The following is an 18,839-nucleotide window of genomic DNA, read 5'->3' as shown; positions in this document are numbered from 1 at the left end:
CTGATGTGTCGGTTCGGCCGGATCAGGCGCGCGCGGCGGCGATCGACTCGGTGGCGGCCGCGACGGCGGCCTCGGTCGTGATGCCGAACTCGCGGAACAGCGTCTTGTAGTCGGCGGAGGCGCCGAAGTGCTCGATCGAGACGCTGCGGCCGGCGTCGCCGAGGAACGGCGCCCAGGTCAGCTTCAGGCCGGCCTCGATCGAGACGCGGGCCTTGACGGCGGCCGGAAGGACCGACTCGCGGTAGGCGGCGTCCTGAGCGAGGAACCACTCCTGGCTCGGAACCGACACGACGCGGGCGTTGACGCCCTGACCGCGCAGCACCTCGCGGGCCTCGACGGCGATCTGCACCTCCGAGCCGGTGGCCAGGAAGATCACGTCGGGGGTGCCGTTCGGCGCCTCGGCGAGCACGTAGGCGCCCTTGGCGGTGTTCGAGGCGGCCGCGAAGGTGTCGCCCGAGGCGTCGCCCTCTCCACGCTCGAAGACCGGCAGGTTCTGGCGGCTGAGCACGAGGCCGACCGGGCCGTCGCGGTGCTCGATGATCGCCTTCCACGCCCAGGCCGTCTCGTTGGCGTCGGCGGGGCGCACGATCGTGAGGTTCGGGATGGCGCGCAGCGCGGTCAGGGTCTCGACCGGCTGGTGGGTCGGGCCGTCCTCGCCGAGGGCGACCGAATCGTGCGTCCAGACGAACACCGAGGGGATGCCCATCAGCGCGGCCAGACGGACCGCCGGGCGCATGTAGTCGCTGAAGATGAGGAAGGTCGCGCCGAAGGGGCGCGTCTTGCCGTGCAGCACGATGCCGTTGATGATCGCGCCCATGGCGTGCTCGCGGATGCCGAAGTGCAGCACGCGGCCGTAGGGGTTCGCCTTCCACATGGCGGTGGAGCGCTCCGGCGGAGCGAAGGAGCCCGCCTCCTCGATCGTGGTGTTGTTCGACTCGGCGAGGTCGGCCGATCCGCCCCAGAACTCGGGCAGCAGCGGCGCGATCGCGTTGATCGACTTGCCGGAGGCGACGCGGGTCGAGACGTCCTTGCCGGCGTCGAAGACCGGCAGCGCCTCGGTGATGCCCTCGGGCAGCTCGCCGGCCTCGAGACGGTCGAAGAGCTCCTTGCGCTCGGGGTTGGCGGCGGCCCAGGCGTCGAAGCCCTTCTGCCACTCGGCGCGCTCGGCCTGGCCGCGCTCGATCGCGCCGCGGGTGTGGGCGATCACGTCGTCGGCGACGTCGAAGTGCTTCTCGGGGTCGAAGCCGACGGCCTTCTTCAGGCCGGCGACCTCGTCGCCGCCGAGCGCGGAGCCGTGGATCTTGCCGGTGTTCTGCTTGGTCGGCGAGGGCCAGCCGATGATGGTCTTGAGCACGATGAGCGAGGGCTGGGTCGTGTTGGCCTTGGCGGTCTCGATCGCGTCGAACAGCTCGGCGACGTTCTCGACGTAGCCGGCCTTGGTGTTCCAGTCGACCGTCTGCACCTGCCAGCCGTAGGCGGCGTAGCGAGCGGCGGTGTCCTCGCTCAGGGCGATGTCGGTGTCGTCCTCGATCGAGATCTGGTTCGAGTCGTAGATCGCGATCAGGTTGCCGAGCTGCTGCGTGCCGGCGAGCGAGCCGGCCTCGCTGGTCACGCCCTCTTGGATATCGCCGTCGCTGGCGATCACGTAGACGTGGTGGTCGAAGGGGCTGGTGCCCGCGGCGGCCTCCGGGTCGAACAGACCGCGCTCGTAGCGCTGCGCGTAGGCGAATCCGACGGCGGAGGCGAGTCCCTGGCCGAGCGGGCCGGTCGTGATCTCGACGCCCTTGGTGTGGCCGTACTCGGGGTGGCCGGGGGTGAGCGAGCCCCAGGTGCGCAACGCCTCGAGGTCCTTCAGCTCGAGGCCGTAGCCGCCGAGGTAGAGCTGCACGTACTGGGTCAGCGAGCTGTGGCCCGCCGAGAGGATGAAGCGGTCGCGTCCGATCCACTGATCGTCGCTGGGGTCGCGGCGCATGACCTTCTGGAAGAGCAGGTACGCGGCGGGGGCGAGGCTGATGGCCGTGCCGGGGTGGCCGTTGCCGACCTTCTCCACGGCATCCGCGGCGAGGACTCGAGCCGTGTCAACGGCCTTCGCGTCGATGGGTTCCCAGTTCAGAGCTGTCACGGTGGAGTGTGACCCTTCTATAGGTGCGCGACGCTGCATCGCGGCGCCACGGGTGGAAATCGTCTCGCCGAGCTCTGCGCGCCGCGTCGATCCACCGTGAGGCGGGCGACAACGCACGGGTCGGCATCGGCACCGGCGAGCAGTCCCGATCCTAGACCGGCGAGCCTGTTCACTGCCGAATCGGAGCCGTCGTCCAGGAGACTTGTACACGGTTGTATATACAGCATCTCCGTCGTGCGGCGACAGCGTCCTCAGTGCTCGCGGTCACGTAGACTTCTGGCAGTCGCGCCGTCTCACCCCGGCGCATCGCCACAGTCGTCGCCTCGCTTTCGTCGGCGACGCGGCACCCGCACGTCACACGTCTGAGGAACCATGCAGCCTGTCGCCGAGTCCGCGAGCCCGCAGCTCGAGAGGATCGGCGTCCGCCGCAAGATCAAGGCCTACGTCGCACTGACCAAGCCCCGCGTGATCGAGCTGCTGCTCGTCACGACCGCGCCGGTCATGATCCTGGCCGCGCAGGGCATCCCGAACCTCTGGCTGCTGCTCGGCACGCTCGTCGGCGGATCGCTCTCGGCCGCCTCGGCGAACGCCTTCAACTGCTACATCGACCGCGACATCGACAAGGTGATGGAGCGCACGAAGAAGCGCCCGCTCGTGACCGGCGAGCTCTCGCCGCGCGAGGCGCTCGTGTTCGCCTGGGCGACCGGCATCGGCTCGACGCTCTGGCTCGGCCTGCTCATGAACTGGCTCGCCGCCGCGCTCTCGGTCGTCGCGATCCTCTTCTACGTGCTCGTCTACACGCTCTGGCTCAAGCGCCGCACCCCGCAGAACATCGTCTGGGGCGGCGCCGCCGGCTGCATGCCCGTGCTGATCGGCTGGGCGGCCGTCACCGGATCGCTGAGCTGGGCCCCGGTCATCCTCTTCGGCATCGTCTTCCTGTGGACGCCGCCGCACTACTGGCCGCTGTCGATGCGCTACAAGGCCGACTACGCGGCCGTCTCGGTGCCGATGCTCGGCGTCGTGCGCGGCGGCACCGCCGTCGGCCTGCAGGTCGTGCTCTACGCCTGGGCCACCGTCGCCTGCTCGCTGCTGCTCGTGCCGCTCGCGCAGATGGGCATGCTCTACGGCGTCGTCGCGCTCGCCTCGGGAGCCTGGTTCGTCGTCGAGTCGCACAAGCTCTACAGCCGCGCGGTGCGCGGGGCCGAGATCAAGCCGATGCGCGTCTTCCACGCCAGCATCAGCTACCTCACGCTCGTCTTCCTCGCGGTGGGCATCGACCCGCTCGTGCACCTGCCCATCCCGTTCTGATCGGGGCGCGGAGATGAAGATCATGACCCCGCTCGGCTGGGCGGCGTCCCGCTGGCAGCTCGGGCCCCGCGCCCTGCGCTGGGGCACCACCGCGGCGCTCGTCGTCAGCGTGCTCATCGTGCTCGGTGGGGGAGTCGTGCGCGTGACCGGCTCGGGCCTCGGCTGCCCGACCTGGCCGACCTGCGACGGGCACGCCGTCATCCAGCTCGTGCCCGACTCGATCCACCTGCTCATCGAGCAGACGAACCGGATGCTCACCGGCCTGCTCATCGTGGCCGTCGGCTGGGCGATCATCGCCGCGCGTCTGCAGCGCCCGCGCGACCGCGTGCTGACCCGTCTCGCCTGGTCGCAGTTCTGGCTCGTCGTCGCGAACGCGGTCGCCGGCGGCTTCACCGTGCTGTTCAAGCTGAGCCCGTGGATGGTCGCCGTGCACTTCGTGCTGGCGATCGGGCTGCTGACGACGGCGACGCTGACCTGGCACCGCGCCCGAGCCGGGCTGCGGCACGAGAACCCGCCGCGCGCGCCGCGCCGCGCCCGCCTGCTGGCCTGGGTGCTCGTCGCGGTCACGCTCGTGCTGATCCTGGTCGGCACCCTCGTCACCGGGTCGGGTCCGCACTCCGGCGACTCGCAGGAGGTGGCGCGGATGCCGTTCCACTGGGAGTCGGTGACGCTCGCGCACGCGGTGCTCGGCACGGCCGTGCTCGTGCTCGGCGTCGCCCTGCTCGTCGTGCTGCGCGGCTTCCCGCTCGCTCGCCGGCGCGCGTTCGCCTTCGTGGTCGTGACGCTGCTGCAGGGAGCGCTCGGCGCCGTGCAGGCGCTGACCGGGCTCCCGGAGTGGCAGGTCGCGCTGCACCTGGTCGGGGCGTCGCTGGTCTGGATCGGCGCCCTGCGCGTGCTGCTCGACACCGACACCCGCCTCTTCGCCGTGCGCGACATCCCCACGGCGCCGGAGCGTGCCGCCGAGCCGGTCACGGCATCCTGAACGCGACCGGGCCCTCGCCTGCGTCGAGGCTCCGCGCCCTGTAGTCTTGGTGAGTTCAGGAGCGTCGTCGCTCGGTCCGCTGCTCCGGACGAGCCCGCCTCCTGAGTCCCGCGTCTGCGTACGGGAATCCGCGCAGCCTGACGCACCGACACGGACAGGACAGTCCGCTTCGGCAGAAACGAGGTAACCCATGTCCGATGTGCTCATCGACCGACCCGAACTGGCTTCACTGGGCCAGTACGAATTCGGGTGGGCTGACTCCGACGCCGCCGGCGCGATCGCCAAGCGCGGTCTCTCCGACCAGATCGTCAGCGAGATCTCCGCGCTCAAGAGCGAACCGGAGTGGATGACCAAGAACCGCCTCAAGGCGCTCAGCATCTTCCACCGCAAGCCGATGCCCACCTGGGGTGCCGACCTCAGCGGCATCGACTTCGACAACATCAAGTACTTCGTGCGCTCGACGGAGAAGCAGGCCCAGTCGTGGGAGGACCTCCCCGAGGACATCCGCAACACCTACGACCGTCTGGGCATCCCCGAGGCCGAGCGCAAGCGCCTCGTCGCCGGCGTCGCCGCGCAGTACGAGTCCGAGGTCGTCTACCACCAGATCCAGGAGGACCTGGAGGCGCAGGGCGTCATCTTCATGGACACCGACACGGCGCTCAAGGAGCACCCGGAGTTCTTCGAGGAGTACTTCGGCTCGGTCATCCCCTCGGGCGACAACAAGTTCGCCGCGCTGAACACGGCCGTCTGGTCGGGTGGCTCGTTCGTGTACGTGCCCAAGGGTGTGCACGTCGAGATCCCGCTGCAGGCCTACTTCCGCATCAACACCGAGAACATGGGCCAGTTCGAGCGCACGCTGATCATCGCCGACGAGGGCAGCTACGTGCACTACATCGAGGGCTGCACCGCGCCGATCTACAAGTCGGACTCGCTGCACTCGGCCGTCGTCGAGATCATCGTCAAGAAGAACGCCCGCGTGCGCTACACGACGATCCAGAACTGGTCGAACAACGTCTACAACCTGGTCACCAAGCGCGCGATCGCGCACGAGGGCGCGACCATGGAGTGGATCGACGGCAACATCGGCTCGAAGGTGACGATGAAGTACCCGTCGATCTTCCTCGCCGGCGAGCACGCCAAGGGCGAGACCCTGTCGGTGGCCTTCGCCGGCCCCGGCCAGCACCAGGACGCCGGCGCGAAGATGATCCACATGGCGCCGTACACGACGTCGTCGATCGTCTCGAAGTCGATCGCGCGCGGCGGCGGCCGAGCCGGCTACCGCGGAGAGGTCCGCGTGGATGCCGGTGCGCACCACGCCGCCAACACGGTGCGCTGCGACGCACTGCTGGTCGACACCATCTCGCGCTCGGACACCTACCCGGCCATCGACATCCGCGTGGATGACGTGCAGCTCGGCCACGAGGCGACCGTGTCGCGCGTGAGCGAGGAGCAACTCTTCTACCTGCAGTCGCGCGGCATGCCCGAAGACGAGGCCATGGCGATGATCGTGCGCGGCTTCATCGAGCCGATCGCGCGCGAGCTGCCGATGGAGTACGCCCTGGAACTGAACAAGCTCATCGAGATGAGCATGGAAGGCAGCGTCGGATGACCCTGGTCGACACCGCCCCGTCCACCCCCGGATCGGCGGCGCCGATCCAGACGCGCTCGGAGCGCCCCACCTCCTTCGACCCGGCCGATTTCGGCACGCCCACCGGGCGCGAGGTCAACTGGAAGCTGTCGGACACCGCGCGCCTGGCACCGCTGTTCGCCGACGAGGAGACCTCCGGCGCCCTCGAGTACGATCTCTCGGCCCTCGAGGCCGCCGGCGTGCTCGTGTCGGGTGACGACGCCGCGCGCGGCGAGATCTTCCGCCCGGAGGACCTGCCCAGCGCGATCGCGTGGAAGCGCAGCGAGACCGGCCTGCACGTGCGCATCCCCGCCGGCGAGGTGCTCTCCGAGCCGCTCGTCGCGCGTCTGCGCGGCCTCGGCGCCGAGCTGCACGGCAACGACCACATCGTGATCGAGGCGCTGCCCGACAGCGTCGCGACGGTGGTGCTCGATCACAGCGGCACCGCGGCGCTCGCGCAGAACGTCGAGATCATCGTGCGCGACCGTGCCGAGCTCACCGTGATCACGGTGCAGCAGTGGGAGGACGACGCGGTGCACGCGGCGGCCCACCAGGCGGTCGTGGGCGAGCGCGCGAACCTCAAGCACATCGTCGTCTCCTTCGGCGGCGGCGTCGTGCGCGTCAACCCCTCGGTGCGTCTCGCCGGGCAGGGCTCGGAGACCGCGCTCTACGGTCTCGCCTTCTCCGACGCGGGTCAGCACCTCGAGTCGCAGGTGTACCTGTTCCACGAGGGCCAGGACACCAAGGGCGACGTGCTCTACAAGGGCGCGCTGCAGGGTCAGGGCGCGCGGACGGTGTGGATCGGCGACGTGCTGATCGGACCCGACGCCACCGGCACCGACAGCTACGAGAAGAACCAGAACCTCGTGCTGACCGACGGCACCCGCGCCGACAGCATCCCGAACCTCGAGATCGAGACCGGCGACATCGCCGGCGCCGGTCACGCGAGCGCGACCGGGCGCTTCGACGACGAGCAGCTGTTCTACCTGCAGGCGCGCGGCATCACCGAGGAGGCGGCCCGCCGTCTCGTCGTCGCCGGCTTCCTCATGGAGATCGTGCAGCGCATCGGCATCCCCGAGCTCGAGGAGCGCCTCGCGGCCGACATCGAGGCGGAGCTCGCGCGCGGCGCGGGCCTCGTGCCGGCGTCGAAGGCGGGGGCATGACCTCGACCCGCGTGCTGTCGCTCGACGAGCTGAGCCAGGATGAGGCGCACCGCGTCGTCGTCGAGGGCGTCGCCATCGCGGTGGTGCTCGACTCGGCCGGCACGGTGCACGCGATCGGCGACACCTGCACGCACGGCGACATCTCGCTGGCCGAGGGCTTCGTCGAGGGCGACACCCTCGAGTGCTGGGCTCACGGCTCGAAGTTCGAGCTGACGACCGGCAAGCCCCTCACCCTCCCGGCCTACGAGCCGGTCCCCGTCTTCGCCGTCGAGATCGTCGACGGCGACGTGTACATCGATCCGAGCCAGAAGCTCGCGGTCTGAATCAGAAGCAGCAAGGAAGAAGCATGAGCACCCTCGAGATCCGCGACCTCCAGGTCAGCATCGAGACCGACCAGGGCACGAAGCCGATCCTCAAGGGCGTCGACCTGACCATCAGCAGCGGTGAGATCCACGCCATCATGGGCCCCAACGGCTCGGGCAAGTCGACCCTCGCGTACACGATCGCCGGTCACCCCCGCTACAACGTCGACGGCGGCACCATCACGCTCGACGGCGAGGATGTGCTGGCGATGAGCGTCGACGAGCGCGCCCGCGCGGGCCTCTTCCTCGCGATGCAGTACCCGGTCGAGATCCCCGGTGTGACCGTCGCGAACTTCCTGCGCACCGCCAAGACCGCGATCGACGGCGAGGCGCCGGCGATCCGCGGCTGGGCGAAGACCGTCAACGAGCACATGGACCAGCTGCGCATGGACAAGTCGTTCTCGGCGCGCAACGTCAACGAGGGCTTCTCGGGCGGCGAGAAGAAGCGTCACGAGATCCTCCAGCTCGAGCTGCTCAAGCCCCGCTTCGCGGTGCTCGACGAGACCGACTCGGGCCTCGACGTGGATGCGCTGAAGATCGTCTCCGAGGGCGTCAACCGCGCCCACGAGACGAGCGACCTCGGCGTTCTGCTCATCACGCATTACACGCGCATCCTGCGCTACATCCAGCCCACGCACGTGCACGTCTTCGTGAACGGCCGCGTCGCGGAGGAGGGCGGCCGCGAACTGGCCGATCGCCTCGAGGACGAGGGCTACGACCGCTACCTCACCGCCCAGGCGTAAGCTCCGGCGCATCGCCACCACCGAGGAGGCTGGAATGCCCACTGCTCTCGAGCCGAAGCTCTTCGACGACGTCGAAGAGGGCCTGAAGAACGTGATCGACCCCGAGCTCGGGGTCAACATCGTCGACCTCGGTCTCGTCTACGACCTGGCCTGGGACGACGAGAACGACGCGCTGATCATCTCGATGACCCTGACGTCGGCGGGCTGCCCGCTGACCGACGTGATCGAGGAGCAGGTCGGCCAGTCGCTCGACGGCATCGTCGAGCGCTTCCGCATCAACTGGGTGTGGATGCCGCCGTGGGGTCCCGAGCGCATCACCGACGACGGACGCGACATGATGCGCGCGATCGGCTTCAGCATCTGACCGCGACGCGCGCAGATGTCGGGCGCTGGAGGCGGCCGATCGATCGCGCCGGCGACGGCCGGTGAGGCTTCAGCATCTGACCGATCCGCATTCGCGACCACGAGAGCCCCGCACCGCTGAGGTGCGTGGCTCTCGTCTGTCCGGAGCCCGGTGTCCCAGCGTTCAGACCGCGGCGAGGCGGCGTTCGCGTCGTTCGGCGATCGCATCCGCCCCGCGCCAGCACAGCGGGATGAGCAGCGCCGCGATGCCCGCCTTGACGATGCCGCCCGGGATGAACGGCACGAGACCGGTCATGAGGGCCGCCTGGAATGGGGTGTCGGCGATGTCGCCCCACGCCGACGGGCCGAGGGCGCTGAACGAGGCGTAGAGCCACGGCACGCCGATCGCGAAGGTCACGATCGTGCCGGCGAGGAAGGTCAGCAGGGCGCGCAGTCGCCGACGATCCCACTCGTGCTCGGAGAGCCACCCGACGAAGGCGGCCGAGGCCACGTAGCTGATGATGAAGCCGCCGCTCGTGCCGGTCAGCACGTGCACCCCCGAGCTGAAGCCGCTGAAGACCGGCGCCCCGGCGGCGCCGAGAACCGCGTAGAGGATCATCGCGATCGCCCCGCGCGCGGCGCCGAGACTCGCGCCGACGAGCAGCACCGCCAGCGTCTGACCGGTGATCGGCACGAAGGGGAGAGGTATCGACGCCTGCGCCAGCAGCGCGGTCAGCAGTACGGCGCCGGCGACGAGCAGCACGTCCATGCCGAGCGAGCGGCGGATGACGCGGTCGGCGAGCACGAGTCGCGGCGAGGGCGTGCTCATCGTGCTCCGCCTGCCGTCGCATCGGAGGCAGCGGCGCCGGCGTCCGCCGATGCGCGACCGGCTAGCCCGTCGAGCAGCAGGGCGGCGCCGAGCAGCACGGCGTCGGCGTCGCGACGGTCCGAGGGAGCGGCGTCGGCGGCGGAGCGCGCCGCGTCGAGCCCGACGCTGGTGCTGGTGACGCCGAGGGTGTCCGCGTGGATGCGCTGCTGAACGAGAACGGTGTCGCCGAGCACGAGGTCGAGCAGCGCCGTCGCCACGACCTCGGCGGTCGTGTCGTCATGGCCGCGGGCGAGCGCCGCGCGGATCCGTCCGTGCGCGGCGTCGGCGCCGAGTCCCAGCGCACGGGTGCTCAGCACGACCTCCGCCCCGTCGCGATAGGCGAGCAGCGCATCCCGCACGGTCTCGACCTCGGCGAGCGCCGCCGCGCGCCAGTCGTCGGCCTCCGGGGGAGCGGGTCGGGCCGCGGCGAGGATGCGGTCGGCGACGGCGGCGAGCAGCGTCTGCTTGTTCTCGACGTGCCAGTAGAGCGCGCTCGGCTGAACTCCGAGGGCTGCGGCGAGCCGGCGCATCGTGAGCTCGGGGAGCCCGTGCTCGTCGAGCAGGGCGAGTGCGGTGCCGACGACGGCATCGCGGTCGTGCCGCGCCGAGTTGCGGTCGACGGTCATGTGCTCACTATAGTGAACGGCGTTCAGGTGAACGCTGTTCAGGTGCCTCTCCGTCGCGGAGCGGCACCTGGCGCGGCACGCCGGAGCACCACCGCTCGCCCGCATCGACCGGGCCTCAGCCCCGACCCCCAGGAGCAGTCATGGCCGGATCCCGCCGCTTCGACACGCGCGACATCGCGCGCATCGCCGTCTTCGCCGCGATCATCGCCGCGCTCGGGCTCATCGCGCCCATCCAGCTGCCCGGGCTCGTGCCGATCACGGCGCAGACGCTCGGCGTCGTCCTCGCCGGCACCGTGCTCGGGCCGCTGCGCGGTCTCGCGGCGGTCGCCGTGTTCGAGGTGCTCGTGCTGGTCGGGCTGCCGCTGCTCTCCGGCGGCTTCGGCGGGCCGTCGGTCTTCGTCGGCTTCAGTGCGGGGTACCTGCTCGGCTGGCTGCCCGGGGCCTTCGTGACCGGACTCATCGCCTACAGCGGGCGCGGCGCGCTCGCCTGGTGGCGGGTCGCGGTCGGGGCTGTGATCGGCGGCATCGTGGTCATCTACGCGATCGGCATCCCCGTGCAGGCCGCGCTGACCGGCCTCCCGCTCGGCGCGACCGCGCTCGGCAGCCTGCTGTTCGTGCCGGGCGACGCGATCAAGGTCGTCGTGGCGACGCTGCTGACGCTCGCGCTCTGGCGGGCGTACCCGCCGGCCTTCGGGCGCCGGGCCGACCGACGGGGATCCGCGCGCCTGCCTCTCGTGTCGACGGGGGCTCGGGGATCCGACGCCGTGCCGGACGGCCAGGCCGCGGCGCCGTCGGCTGAGTCCGGCGGAACGGCTCGATGACGGGATCAGGCTCGGCTGCGCCAGCGGAGTCCGCCTCGGCCGTTCCCGTCCGTGAGATCGTCGTCGACTCTCTCGATGTCGACCTCGGGGGCACGGTCGTGCTCGCCGACGTCACGGTGCGGCTCGACCAGCGGCGCATCGCCGTGATCGGCGCGAACGGCTCGGGCAAGTCGACCTTCGCCCGCGTGCTCGGCGGCCTCGTGACGCCGACGCGCGGCTCGGTCGCCGTGCACGGAATCGACGTCGCACGTCAGCAGAAGGCGCTGCGCCGTGCGGTCGGCATCGTCTTCACCAACCCGGACGCGCAGATCCTCATGCCGACCGTCGCCGAAGACGTGGCCTTCTCGCTGCGGGGGAGCGGGCTGACCCGTGACGAGATCGCCGACCGCGTCGCGGCGGCACTCGACGTCTACGGGCTGACGGCGCTGGCCGAAGCGCCGGCGCACCAGCTCTCCGGCGGGCAGAAGCAGCTGCTGGCCCTCGCCGCCGTGCTCGTGCGCCGCCCCGCGCTGGTGATCGCCGACGAGCCGACCACGCTGCTCGACCTCGGCAACGCGCGCCGGGTGGGCGGCATCCTCATCGACGCGCTCGAGGCGCAGCTGGTCGTCGTCACCCACGACCTCGAGGTCGCGGCGCGCTGCGACGTCGCGCTGCGCTTCGCCGAAGGACGGCTGGTCGATGCGGGCGAGCCGGCCGCGCTGATCGCCGACTATCGGGCGCTGCACGCGTGATCTCGCTCTACCGCGCCGGCACGAGCCCGCTGCACCGCGCGCCCGCGGGCCTCAAGCTCGTGCTGCTCGCCCTGCTGGGCATCGGCTTCTCGCTGATGCCGCGACAGCCGATCGGCCTCGGGCTCGCTCTGGCGGGCGGCGGACTCCTGCTCGTGGTCGCGCTCTTCGCTCTGGGCGGACTCGCGGGCCGCCCGCTGCTGCGCCAGCTCTGGTCGACGCGGTGGATCGTGATGGCGATGGCGGTGACGCAGCTGATCTTCCTCACGCCCGGCGACGCGGCCGTCAACACGGTGCGTGTCGTCGCGATCGTGCTGCTGGCGGGTCTGCTCAGCCTCACGACCCGCAGCTCCGATCTGCTGTCGGCGCTCGAGACCGCGCTCGGGCCGCTGCGCCGGATCGGAGTCGACCCCGGCCGCGTCGGGCTCACCCTCTCTCTCGCGATCACGATGGTCCCGGTGATCGGCGCGCTCGCTCAGCGCGTGCGCGAAGCGCAGCGGGCCCGCGGCGTGCGGCTCGGCTTCCGCGCGGTCGTGCCGCTGCTCGTGCTGGCGCTGCGGCACGCCGACGACGTGGCCGACGCGCTCACCGCGCGCGGGGTCGACTGACGTGAGGGCCGACGGGTCCGCCGCGGCGGTGTCCGAGGGCACGGAGCCGCCGGCCGTCGGCGAGCGTCGCGCGCCTGACGTAAACTGGGCGGCTGGCCGTCCCGCGCACCGCGGGAACCGCGCCCGCCGTCGTCGCCGACGCCTCTGACTCCCGCATCCCGCCCTCGCAGAACGGACCTCCATCGTGCTCGCCGTCCACGACCTCGAACTCCGCGTGGGCGCCCGCCTGCTCATGGAGAACGTGAACTTCCGCGTCGACGCCGGCGACAAGATCGGCCTCGTCGGCCGCAACGGCGCCGGCAAGACCACGATGACGAAGGTGCTCGCGGGGGAGTCGCTGCCGACCGCCGGACGCATCGACCGCACCGGCGAGATCGGCTACCTGCCGCAGGACCCGCGCTCCGGCGACCCGGAGTCGACCGCGCGCACGCGCATCCTCGACGCCCGCGGTCTCGGCCAGCTCGTGATCGACCTGCGTCAGGCCACCGAGGACATGGCGTCGACGGATGCGAAGGTCAGCGAGGCCGCGATGGCCCGCTACGGTCGCGTCGAAGACCGCTTCCTCGCGCAGGGAGGGTACGCCGCCGAGGCCGAGGCCGCGGCGATCGCGTCGAACCTGGCGCTGCCGGACCGCATCCTCGATCAGCCGCTCAAGACCCTCTCCGGCGGTCAGCGCCGGCGCATCGAGCTCGCGCGCATCCTCTTCTCGGGTGCCGACACGATGCTGCTCGACGAGCCCACCAACCACCTCGACGCCGACAGCGTCGTCTGGCTGCGCGAGTTCCTCAAGGGCTACCCGGGCGGCGTCATCATGATCAGCCACGACGTCGAGCTGGTCGGCGAGACCGTCAACAAGGTCTTCTACCTCGATGCGAACCGCCAGGTCATCGACGTCTACAACATGGGCTGGAAGCACTACCTGCGCCAGCGCGAGGCCGACGAGGAGCGCCGCAAGAAGGAGCGCGTCAACGTCGAGAAGAAGGCCTCGCAGCTGCAGCAGCAGGCCGCCCGCTTCGGCGCGAAGGCCTCGAAGGCCGCCGCCGCGCACCAGATGGTCGCCCGCGCCGAGAAGATGCTCTCCGGCCTCGACGAGGTGCGTCAGGTCGATCGCGTCGCCAAGCTGCGCTTCCCCGAGCCGGCCGCCTGCGGGCGCACGCCGCTCGCGGCATCCAACCTCTCGAAGAGCTACGGCTCGCTCGAGATCTTCACGAGCGTCGACCTCGCGATCGACCGCGGCTCGAAGGTCGTCGTGCTCGGCTTCAACGGCGCCGGCAAGACGACCCTGCTGCGCATGCTCGCCGGCGTGGATGCGCCCGACACGGGCCGCATCGAGCCGGGCCACGGCCTGCGCGTCGGCTACTACGCGCAGGAGCACGAGACGATCGACGTGAAGCGCAGCGTGCTCGAGAACATGAAGAGCTCGTCGCCGAACCTCAACGACACCGAGGCCCGCAAGGTGCTCGGCTCGTTCCTGTTCACCGGCGACGACGGCCACAAGCCGGCGGGCGTGCTGTCGGGCGGCGAGAAGACCCGCCTGGCTCTGGCGATGATCGTCGTCTCGGGCGCGAACGTGCTGCTGCTCGACGAGCCGACGAACAACCTCGACCCCGCGAGCCGCGAGGAGATCCTGTCGGCGCTGGCCGGCTACTCGGGCGCGGTCGTGCTCGTCTCGCACGACCCGGGCGCGGTCGAGGCGCTCAACCCCGAGCGCGTGCTGATCCTGCCCGAGGGCGTCGAAGACCACTGGAACAAGGAGTACGCCGAGCTGATCGAGCTCGCATAGGCGCTCGCGTCCGCGCCGCGTGCGGCGGGCGCTCGGCGTCGATCCCGTCGCCGTTCGCTCGCGTCAGCGCACGCTGTCGAGCAGCTCGTCCTCGATGTCGGCGTCGCTGAGCCGCTTGGGCCGCTTCGGCTCGGGCTTCGGGATCCCGGCGCGCTCAGCCGCCTCCTCGCGGGCGATGCGACGCTCGCGCCGCACGGCCCAGACGAGGCCGACGAACGCGAGGATGCCGAAGGCGATCCACTGCAGCGCGTAGGAGAGATGCGGCCCCTCGTCGGGGTCGGGCTTCTTCGACAGCGTCGGCGTCGCCGCCGAGGGGCTCTCGCTCGCCAGCAGGCCGTAGGCGCCGGTGTAGGTGGGTCGATCGCCGAGGTGCTCGGCGACGGTCGGCAGGTGGATCGTGGCGAGCTGCCCCTTCGACGAGGTGCTCGCGCCGATGGTCGGCTCGCTCGCCTTGAGCCGCGCGACGACCGTGACCTCGCCCTTCGGCGCGGCCGGGATGCTGTCGGGCAGGTCCTGCTTGTCGCCGACCGAGATCCAGCCGCGGTCGACGAGGAACACCCGGCCGTCGTCGAGCTGCAGCGGCACCAGCACCTCCCATCCCGGGTTGCCCTCGAGCGGCCGGTTGCGCACGAGCGCCTGCTCGCTGCGCAGGTAGCGGCCGGTGAGCGTCACGGGGGTCCACTCGTCGTCGAGCTTCCACGAGTCGAGCTCGGGCAGCACGGTGTCGACGGCGACCGGCTTCGCGTCGTAGTTGTCGACGACGCGCTGGATCGCCGCGACGGCCTCGGCGCGGCGGTCCCACTGCCAGTTCGACAGCAGCGCGCAGGCGATCGCGAAGACGATCACGAGGGCGAGATAGCCGCCCCAGCGCCGCAGGAACCGGACGATCGCGCTCATCGGCCGGCCTCATCCGTCGACGAGGTCTGCGGTGCCGTCGTCGGCACCGCGCCGTCGGGCACGACGTCGACGGGGGAGTCGAGCGCCGAGATCACGACCGGGAATCCCCGCGTCGCCAGGTAGTCGCCCAGCGTCGAGCGGTGCTTGTCGCAGGCCAGCCAGACCTTGACCCGGTCGGCGGCGTGGATGCGGGGGTTGCGCCAGTTGACGCGCCACGTCGCGTCGGCGCGGCACCGCGCCGAGGAGCAGGTCGTGCGATCCGGGTCGCCGCCGAGGCCGATCACGTGTCGTGGTCCCGTCGCGAGGCCTTGACGATGGCGCCGGGTCGGGCGACGCGCCGGGTCGTGCGGGGGCCGGTCGCGTTCGCGACGACCACGGCGAAATAGGGCAGGAAGACCGCACCGGCGATCGGCAGCACCAGCCACCATCCCTTCACGACGACGCAGAGGATGATGCACACCACGCGGATCGACATCGCCACGACGTACTTGATCATGCGCGATCGTCGCTCCTGCTCGGGTGAGATCGGGAGCTCGGTGACGGCGGCGGACTCGTGGCGCATTGCCCCACAAGAGTACGTCCGTCGCGGGGGCGTCACCTGCGCGCCGATAGGCTCGTGAGTCATGACCTCTCGCACCGTTCTCATCACCGGCGGCAACCGCGGCATCGGCCGCGCGATCGCGGAGGAGTTCGTGGCCCAGGGCCACCGCGTGGCCGTCACGGCGCGCTCCGGCGAGGGCCCTGAGGGCGCGCTCACGGTGCGGGCGGATGTGACCGACTCGGCCGCGCTCGACGCCGCCTTCACCGAGGTGGAGACGAAGCTCGGCCCGGTCGAGGTCGTCGTCGCGAACGCCGGCATCACCCGCGACATGCTGCTCATGCGCATGAGCGAGGACGACTTCGACGCCGTCGTCGACACGAACCTCGGCGGCGCCTTCCGCGTCGTCAAGCGCGCCTCGAAGGGGATGCTCAAGGCCCGCTTCGGCCGCATCGTGCTGATCTCGAGCGTGGTGGGTCTCTACGGCAGCGCCGGTCAGGCGAACTACTCGGCCTCGAAGGCGGGTCTCGTCGGCTTCGCCCGCTCGATCACTCGCGAGCTCGGCGCCCGCGGCATCACCGCCAACGTCGTCGCCCCCGGCTTCATCGAGACGGAGATGACCGCGGCGCTGCCGGAGGCGCAGCAGGCCGAGTACCTCAAGGCGATCCCCGCCGGCCGCTACGCCAGCGCGAACGAGGTCGCCCGCGTGGTGGCCTGGCTCGCGGGCGACGACGCGGGCTACATCTCCGGCGCCGTCATCCCGGTCGACGGCGGCCTCGGGATGGGGCACTGAGGCTGAGGCCGCTGGTCCGATCCCGAGTGCGCTCCCGACAGATCTCCGCCGTATGACCCGTCGTCCTTCTCGCTCCGGTCGGCCCGCCGACGGTTCGTCGTCCCGCGGCGACGAGCGTGTCGACGCCCCGCCGAGCCGCGGCCGCGTCATCGCCTCGGCGGCGGGCGTCGGCCTCATCGGGGCCGCGATGCAGTGGATCATCTCGGCGCCGCTCGTGGCCTCGTCGCTGCACGGAGCCGGGTCGGGTGTGCTGCCGATCCCGCTCGCGATCGGCGTCATCCTCACCGCGGGAGTGCTGTTCGCGACCGTGCTGATCGCCGGCTCGGCGCTGCGGCGCGGGGGAGTCGAGGACGCCGTCGCCCGCCGCGTGCTCTGGCCGATCGGCGTCGTCTCGATCGCGGTCGTCGTCGCCCTCGTGGTCGTCAGCTACCTCGTCTGACGGCGCCGTCGGTCGCGACATGCGCCGGCCGTCGCCCGCGGTTCCGGCGCTCTCCGCGCCGATCGGTCGCGGCCGATCAGGCGCGCGGCAGGCCGAGCAGCGGCAGCACGAGCGACAGGTCGCGCTCGTCGAGCAGCACGGCGGCCTCGTCGCGCACGGGCGCCTTCGCGTCGAAGCCGATCGACAGGCCGCAGTTCGACATCATGTCGAGGTCGTTCGCGCCATCGCCGATCGCGATCGTCTGGCTCAGCGGCACGTCGAGCGCGGCGGCCCATTCGCGCAGCGCGGTCGACTTGGCGGCGGCGTCGATGATCGGGCCGACGAGCCCGCCGGTCAGCCTGCCGGCGACGATCTCGAGTCGGTTGGCGCGCCAGTGGTCGAGCCCGAGGCGCTCGGCGACGGGGTCGACGATCTCGTGGAACCCGCCCGACACGACGGCCACGTGACCGCCGGCGGCGTGCACGCCCGCGACGAGCTCGGGCACTCCGCGGGTGACCTCGACGCGGGCGCCGACTCGCTCGAAGACGCCCTCGTCGAGTCCGGCGAGGGTCGCGGCGCGCTCGCGCAGGCTCTGCTCGAAGTCGAGCTCGCCGTTCATCGCGCGGAAGGTGACCTCGCGCACCGCCTCGGCGGAGCCGGCCTCGTCGGCCAGCAGCTCGATCACCTCGTTCTCGATCAGCGTGGAGTCGACGTCGAGCAGAACGAGGAAGCGGGGCACGGCTCCCGAGCCTAGCGGCGCGCGGGAACGTGCTCCCGCGTCGACGTCATCGGGCGTCGGATGTCCGAATCGGGTCGGTGGGTTGCGTCCCGCGGATCAGTCGACGCGCTCGCCCTTGCCGACCACAGTGATCCCCGAGTCGGTCACGGTGAAGCCGCGGGCGCGATCCGCGTCGTGATCGACGCCGATCTGCGCCCCGGGGGAGACCGTGACCTCCTTGTCGAGGATCGCCCGCTGCACCACGGCGCCCGCGCCGATCGTCACCTGGTCGAAGACGATCGAGTCGCTGAGCTTCGCGCCGGAGCCGATCGTGGTCCACGGGCCGACGACGCTGCGCTCGACGTGCCCGCCCACGACCACGACGCCGAGCGAGACGATGGAGTCGATGACGGTGCCGATCGCGCCGCTCTCGTCACGCACGAACTTCGCCGGCGGCGAGTTGAGCTGCTGGCTGAAGATCGGCCAGTCGCGGTTGTAGAGGTTGAACACCGGCAGCGCCGAGATGAGGTCCTGGTGGGCCTCGAAGAAGCTGTCGATCGTGCCCACATCGCGCCAGTAGAACTTGTCGCGATCGGTCGAGCCGGGCACCTCGTTGCGGTTGAGGTCGTAGACCGCCGCCTCGCCGCGCGACACGAAGTCGGGAACGATGTCGCCGCCCATGTCATGGTTCGAGTCGGGCTTCTCGCCGTCGCGGATGACCGCATCCATCAGCACGTCGGCGTCGAAGACGTAGTTGCCCATCGAGGCGAGCACCTCGCCGGGCGAGTCGGCGAGCCCGACCGCGTTCTTCGGCTTCTCGAGGAACTCGGCGATCCTCGTCGGATCGTCGGCGTCGGTCTGGATGACCCCGAACTGGTCGGCGAGCGAGATCGGCTGGCGGATCGCCGCCACCGTGACGCCCGCGCCCGAGGCGATGTGCGCGTCGATCATCTGGCTGAAGTCCATGCGGTAGACGTGATCGGCGCCGACCACGACCACGATGTCGGGCTTCTCGTCGCGCAGCAGGTTGAGGCTCTGCAGGATCGCGTCGGCCGAGCCGCTGAACCAGCGCTTGCCGAGACGCTGCTGTGCCGGCACCGAGGCGACGTAGGCGCCGAGCATGCCCGAGAGGCGCCAGGTCTGCGAGACGTGGCGGTCGAGCGAGTGCGACTTGTACTGCGTCAGCACGACGACCTGCCGCAGGCCGGAGTTCACGAGGTTCGACAACGCGAAGTCGATCAGTCGGTAGCCGCCGGCGAACGGGACCGCGGGCTTGGCGCGGTCGGCGGTGAGAGGCATCAGCCTCTTCCCCTCGCCCCCAGCCAGAACGATTCCGAAGATCTTCTTCGATGCCATGGGGCCAACATAGGCGGTGGATGCCCGCCGCGACCA

Annotated in this window: 21 protein-coding genes; 13 read left to right on the top strand and 8 right to left on the bottom strand. The window is 70.9% G+C overall.

The genetic code is table 11. From position 1 onward, the window contains the following. Nucleotides 1-22: 22 nt before the first annotated feature. On the bottom strand, nucleotides 23-2,122 hold the full coding sequence (tkt, locus tag BJ979_RS13175; RefSeq protein WP_179568536.1) for a transketolase: 2,100 nt from the start codon (nucleotides 2,120-2,122) through the stop codon (nucleotides 23-25). Between the two features lie 372 nt (nucleotides 2,123-2,494). Between tkt and BJ979_RS13170 the strand changes: the two genes are divergently transcribed. From BJ979_RS13170 to BJ979_RS13140, 7 genes are all read left to right on the top strand, one after another. After that, complete coding sequence (locus tag BJ979_RS13170) at nucleotides 2,495-3,430, top strand: heme o synthase (protein WP_179568534.1); 936 nt, start codon at nucleotides 2,495-2,497, stop codon at nucleotides 3,428-3,430. Nucleotides 3,431-3,443: 13 nt separating this feature from the next. Next, on the top strand, nucleotides 3,444-4,412 hold the full coding sequence (locus BJ979_RS13165) for a COX15/CtaA family protein (RefSeq protein ID WP_179568532.1): 969 nt from the start codon (nucleotides 3,444-3,446) through the stop codon (nucleotides 4,410-4,412). A gap of 190 nt (nucleotides 4,413-4,602) precedes the next feature. Then, on the top strand, nucleotides 4,603-6,021 hold the full coding sequence (sufB, locus tag BJ979_RS13160; RefSeq protein WP_141163619.1) for a Fe-S cluster assembly protein SufB: 1,419 nt from the start codon (nucleotides 4,603-4,605) through the stop codon (nucleotides 6,019-6,021). Beyond that, nucleotides 6,018-7,202 (top strand): Fe-S cluster assembly protein SufD, encoded by a 1,185-nt coding sequence (gene sufD / locus BJ979_RS13155; protein WP_179568530.1) that lies wholly within the window; start codon nucleotides 6,018-6,020, stop codon nucleotides 7,200-7,202. Before sufB ends, sufD begins: the two co-directional genes overlap by 4 nt. Further along, a complete protein-coding gene (locus BJ979_RS13150; RefSeq protein ID WP_179568528.1) occupies nucleotides 7,199-7,525 on the top strand; it encodes a non-heme iron oxygenase ferredoxin subunit in 327 nt (108 codons plus the stop codon). The genes sufD and BJ979_RS13150 overlap by 4 nt, the downstream gene beginning before the upstream one ends. A 23-nt stretch (nucleotides 7,526-7,548) precedes the next feature. Further along, entirely contained in the window at nucleotides 7,549-8,307 is a 759-nt protein-coding gene (sufC, locus tag BJ979_RS13145; RefSeq protein WP_179568526.1) for a Fe-S cluster assembly ATPase SufC, read from the top strand. Nucleotides 8,308-8,341: 34 nt separating this feature from the next. Further along, nucleotides 8,342-8,671, top strand: coding sequence for a metal-sulfur cluster assembly factor (locus BJ979_RS13140; RefSeq protein WP_141145744.1), 330 nt, complete (start codon nucleotides 8,342-8,344; stop codon nucleotides 8,669-8,671). Between the two features lie 162 nt (nucleotides 8,672-8,833). Here the strand turns inward: BJ979_RS13140 and BJ979_RS13135 are convergent, their stop codons facing one another. Further along, on the bottom strand, nucleotides 8,834-9,478 hold the full coding sequence (locus BJ979_RS13135; RefSeq protein ID WP_179568524.1) for a biotin transporter BioY: 645 nt from the start codon (nucleotides 9,476-9,478) through the stop codon (nucleotides 8,834-8,836). Then, complete coding sequence (locus BJ979_RS13130) at nucleotides 9,475-10,143, bottom strand: TetR family transcriptional regulator (protein WP_179568522.1); 669 nt, start codon at nucleotides 10,141-10,143, stop codon at nucleotides 9,475-9,477. The genes BJ979_RS13135 and BJ979_RS13130 overlap by 4 nt, the downstream gene beginning before the upstream one ends. A 140-nt stretch (nucleotides 10,144-10,283) precedes the next feature. On the opposite strand from BJ979_RS13130, the gene BJ979_RS13125 reads away from it, so the two are divergent. The 4 genes from BJ979_RS13125 (at nucleotide 10,284) to BJ979_RS13110 (ending at nucleotide 14,083) form a co-directional block, all read left to right on the top strand. Then, nucleotides 10,284-10,964 (top strand): biotin transporter BioY, encoded by a 681-nt coding sequence (locus tag BJ979_RS13125; RefSeq protein WP_179568520.1) that lies wholly within the window; start codon nucleotides 10,284-10,286, stop codon nucleotides 10,962-10,964. Beyond that, the gene (locus tag BJ979_RS13120; RefSeq protein ID WP_179568518.1) at nucleotides 10,961-11,695 is read left to right on the top strand and encodes an energy-coupling factor ABC transporter ATP-binding protein; all 735 of its coding nucleotides are present in this window, start codon (nucleotides 10,961-10,963) and stop codon (nucleotides 11,693-11,695) included. The genes BJ979_RS13125 and BJ979_RS13120 overlap by 4 nt, the downstream gene beginning before the upstream one ends. Next, nucleotides 11,692-12,300 carry an energy-coupling factor transporter transmembrane component T gene (locus BJ979_RS13115; RefSeq protein WP_179568517.1) on the top strand — a complete coding sequence of 203 codons (609 nt, stop codon included), beginning with the start codon at nucleotides 11,692-11,694 and terminating at the stop codon, nucleotides 12,298-12,300. The genes BJ979_RS13120 and BJ979_RS13115 overlap by 4 nt, the downstream gene beginning before the upstream one ends. A gap of 184 nt (nucleotides 12,301-12,484) precedes the next feature. Next, entirely contained in the window at nucleotides 12,485-14,083 is a 1,599-nt protein-coding gene (locus BJ979_RS13110) for an ABC-F family ATP-binding cassette domain-containing protein (RefSeq protein WP_179568516.1), read from the top strand. A 63-nt stretch (nucleotides 14,084-14,146) separates the two neighbouring features. Here BJ979_RS13110 and BJ979_RS13105 read toward each other — a convergent pair whose 3' ends face one another. The 3 genes from BJ979_RS13105 to BJ979_RS13095 are packed head-to-tail and all read right to left on the bottom strand — an operon-like array spanning nucleotide 14,147 to nucleotide 15,542. Next, nucleotides 14,147-14,980 carry an SURF1 family cytochrome oxidase biogenesis protein gene (locus tag BJ979_RS13105; RefSeq protein ID WP_179568515.1) on the bottom strand — a complete coding sequence of 278 codons (834 nt, stop codon included), beginning with the start codon at nucleotides 14,978-14,980 and terminating at the stop codon, nucleotides 14,147-14,149. Next, on the bottom strand, nucleotides 14,977-15,264 hold the full coding sequence (locus tag BJ979_RS13100) for a hypothetical protein (RefSeq protein WP_218853940.1): 288 nt from the start codon (nucleotides 15,262-15,264) through the stop codon (nucleotides 14,977-14,979). The genes BJ979_RS13105 and BJ979_RS13100 overlap by 4 nt, the downstream gene beginning before the upstream one ends. Then, the gene (locus BJ979_RS13095) at nucleotides 15,261-15,542 is read right to left on the bottom strand and encodes a DUF3099 domain-containing protein (protein WP_179568514.1); all 282 of its coding nucleotides are present in this window, start codon (nucleotides 15,540-15,542) and stop codon (nucleotides 15,261-15,263) included. The genes BJ979_RS13100 and BJ979_RS13095 overlap by 4 nt, the downstream gene beginning before the upstream one ends. 61 nt (nucleotides 15,543-15,603) lie before the next feature. Here BJ979_RS13095 and BJ979_RS13090 point away from each other — a divergent pair, with 61 nt between their 5' ends. Together BJ979_RS13090 and BJ979_RS13085 are read left to right on the top strand one after the other, a co-directional pair. Then, complete coding sequence (locus tag BJ979_RS13090) at nucleotides 15,604-16,311, top strand: beta-ketoacyl-ACP reductase (protein WP_179568512.1); 708 nt, start codon at nucleotides 15,604-15,606, stop codon at nucleotides 16,309-16,311. Between the two features lie 52 nt (nucleotides 16,312-16,363). Beyond that, on the top strand, nucleotides 16,364-16,750 hold the full coding sequence (locus BJ979_RS13085) for a hypothetical protein (protein WP_179568510.1): 387 nt from the start codon (nucleotides 16,364-16,366) through the stop codon (nucleotides 16,748-16,750). Nucleotides 16,751-16,826: 76 nt separating this feature from the next. Here BJ979_RS13085 and serB read toward each other — a convergent pair whose 3' ends face one another. Both serB and glgC read right to left on the bottom strand, forming a co-directional pair. After that, nucleotides 16,827-17,468: a phosphoserine phosphatase SerB gene (gene serB, locus BJ979_RS13080; protein ID WP_179568508.1), complete on the bottom strand. Its 642-nt coding sequence runs from the start codon at nucleotides 17,466-17,468 to the stop codon at nucleotides 16,827-16,829. Between the two features lie 96 nt (nucleotides 17,469-17,564). Then, on the bottom strand, nucleotides 17,565-18,803 hold the full coding sequence (gene glgC, locus BJ979_RS13075; RefSeq protein WP_179568506.1) for a glucose-1-phosphate adenylyltransferase: 1,239 nt from the start codon (nucleotides 18,801-18,803) through the stop codon (nucleotides 17,565-17,567). Between the last annotated feature and the right edge of the window lie 36 nt (nucleotides 18,804-18,839).

The organism is Schumannella luteola (assembly GCF_013408685.1).
Lineage (GTDB): Bacteria > Actinomycetota > Actinomycetes > Actinomycetales > Microbacteriaceae > Schumannella > Schumannella luteola.
The sequence above is the reverse complement of the archived record's forward strand: the minus strand, read 5'-3'. Positions and strand labels throughout refer to the sequence as shown.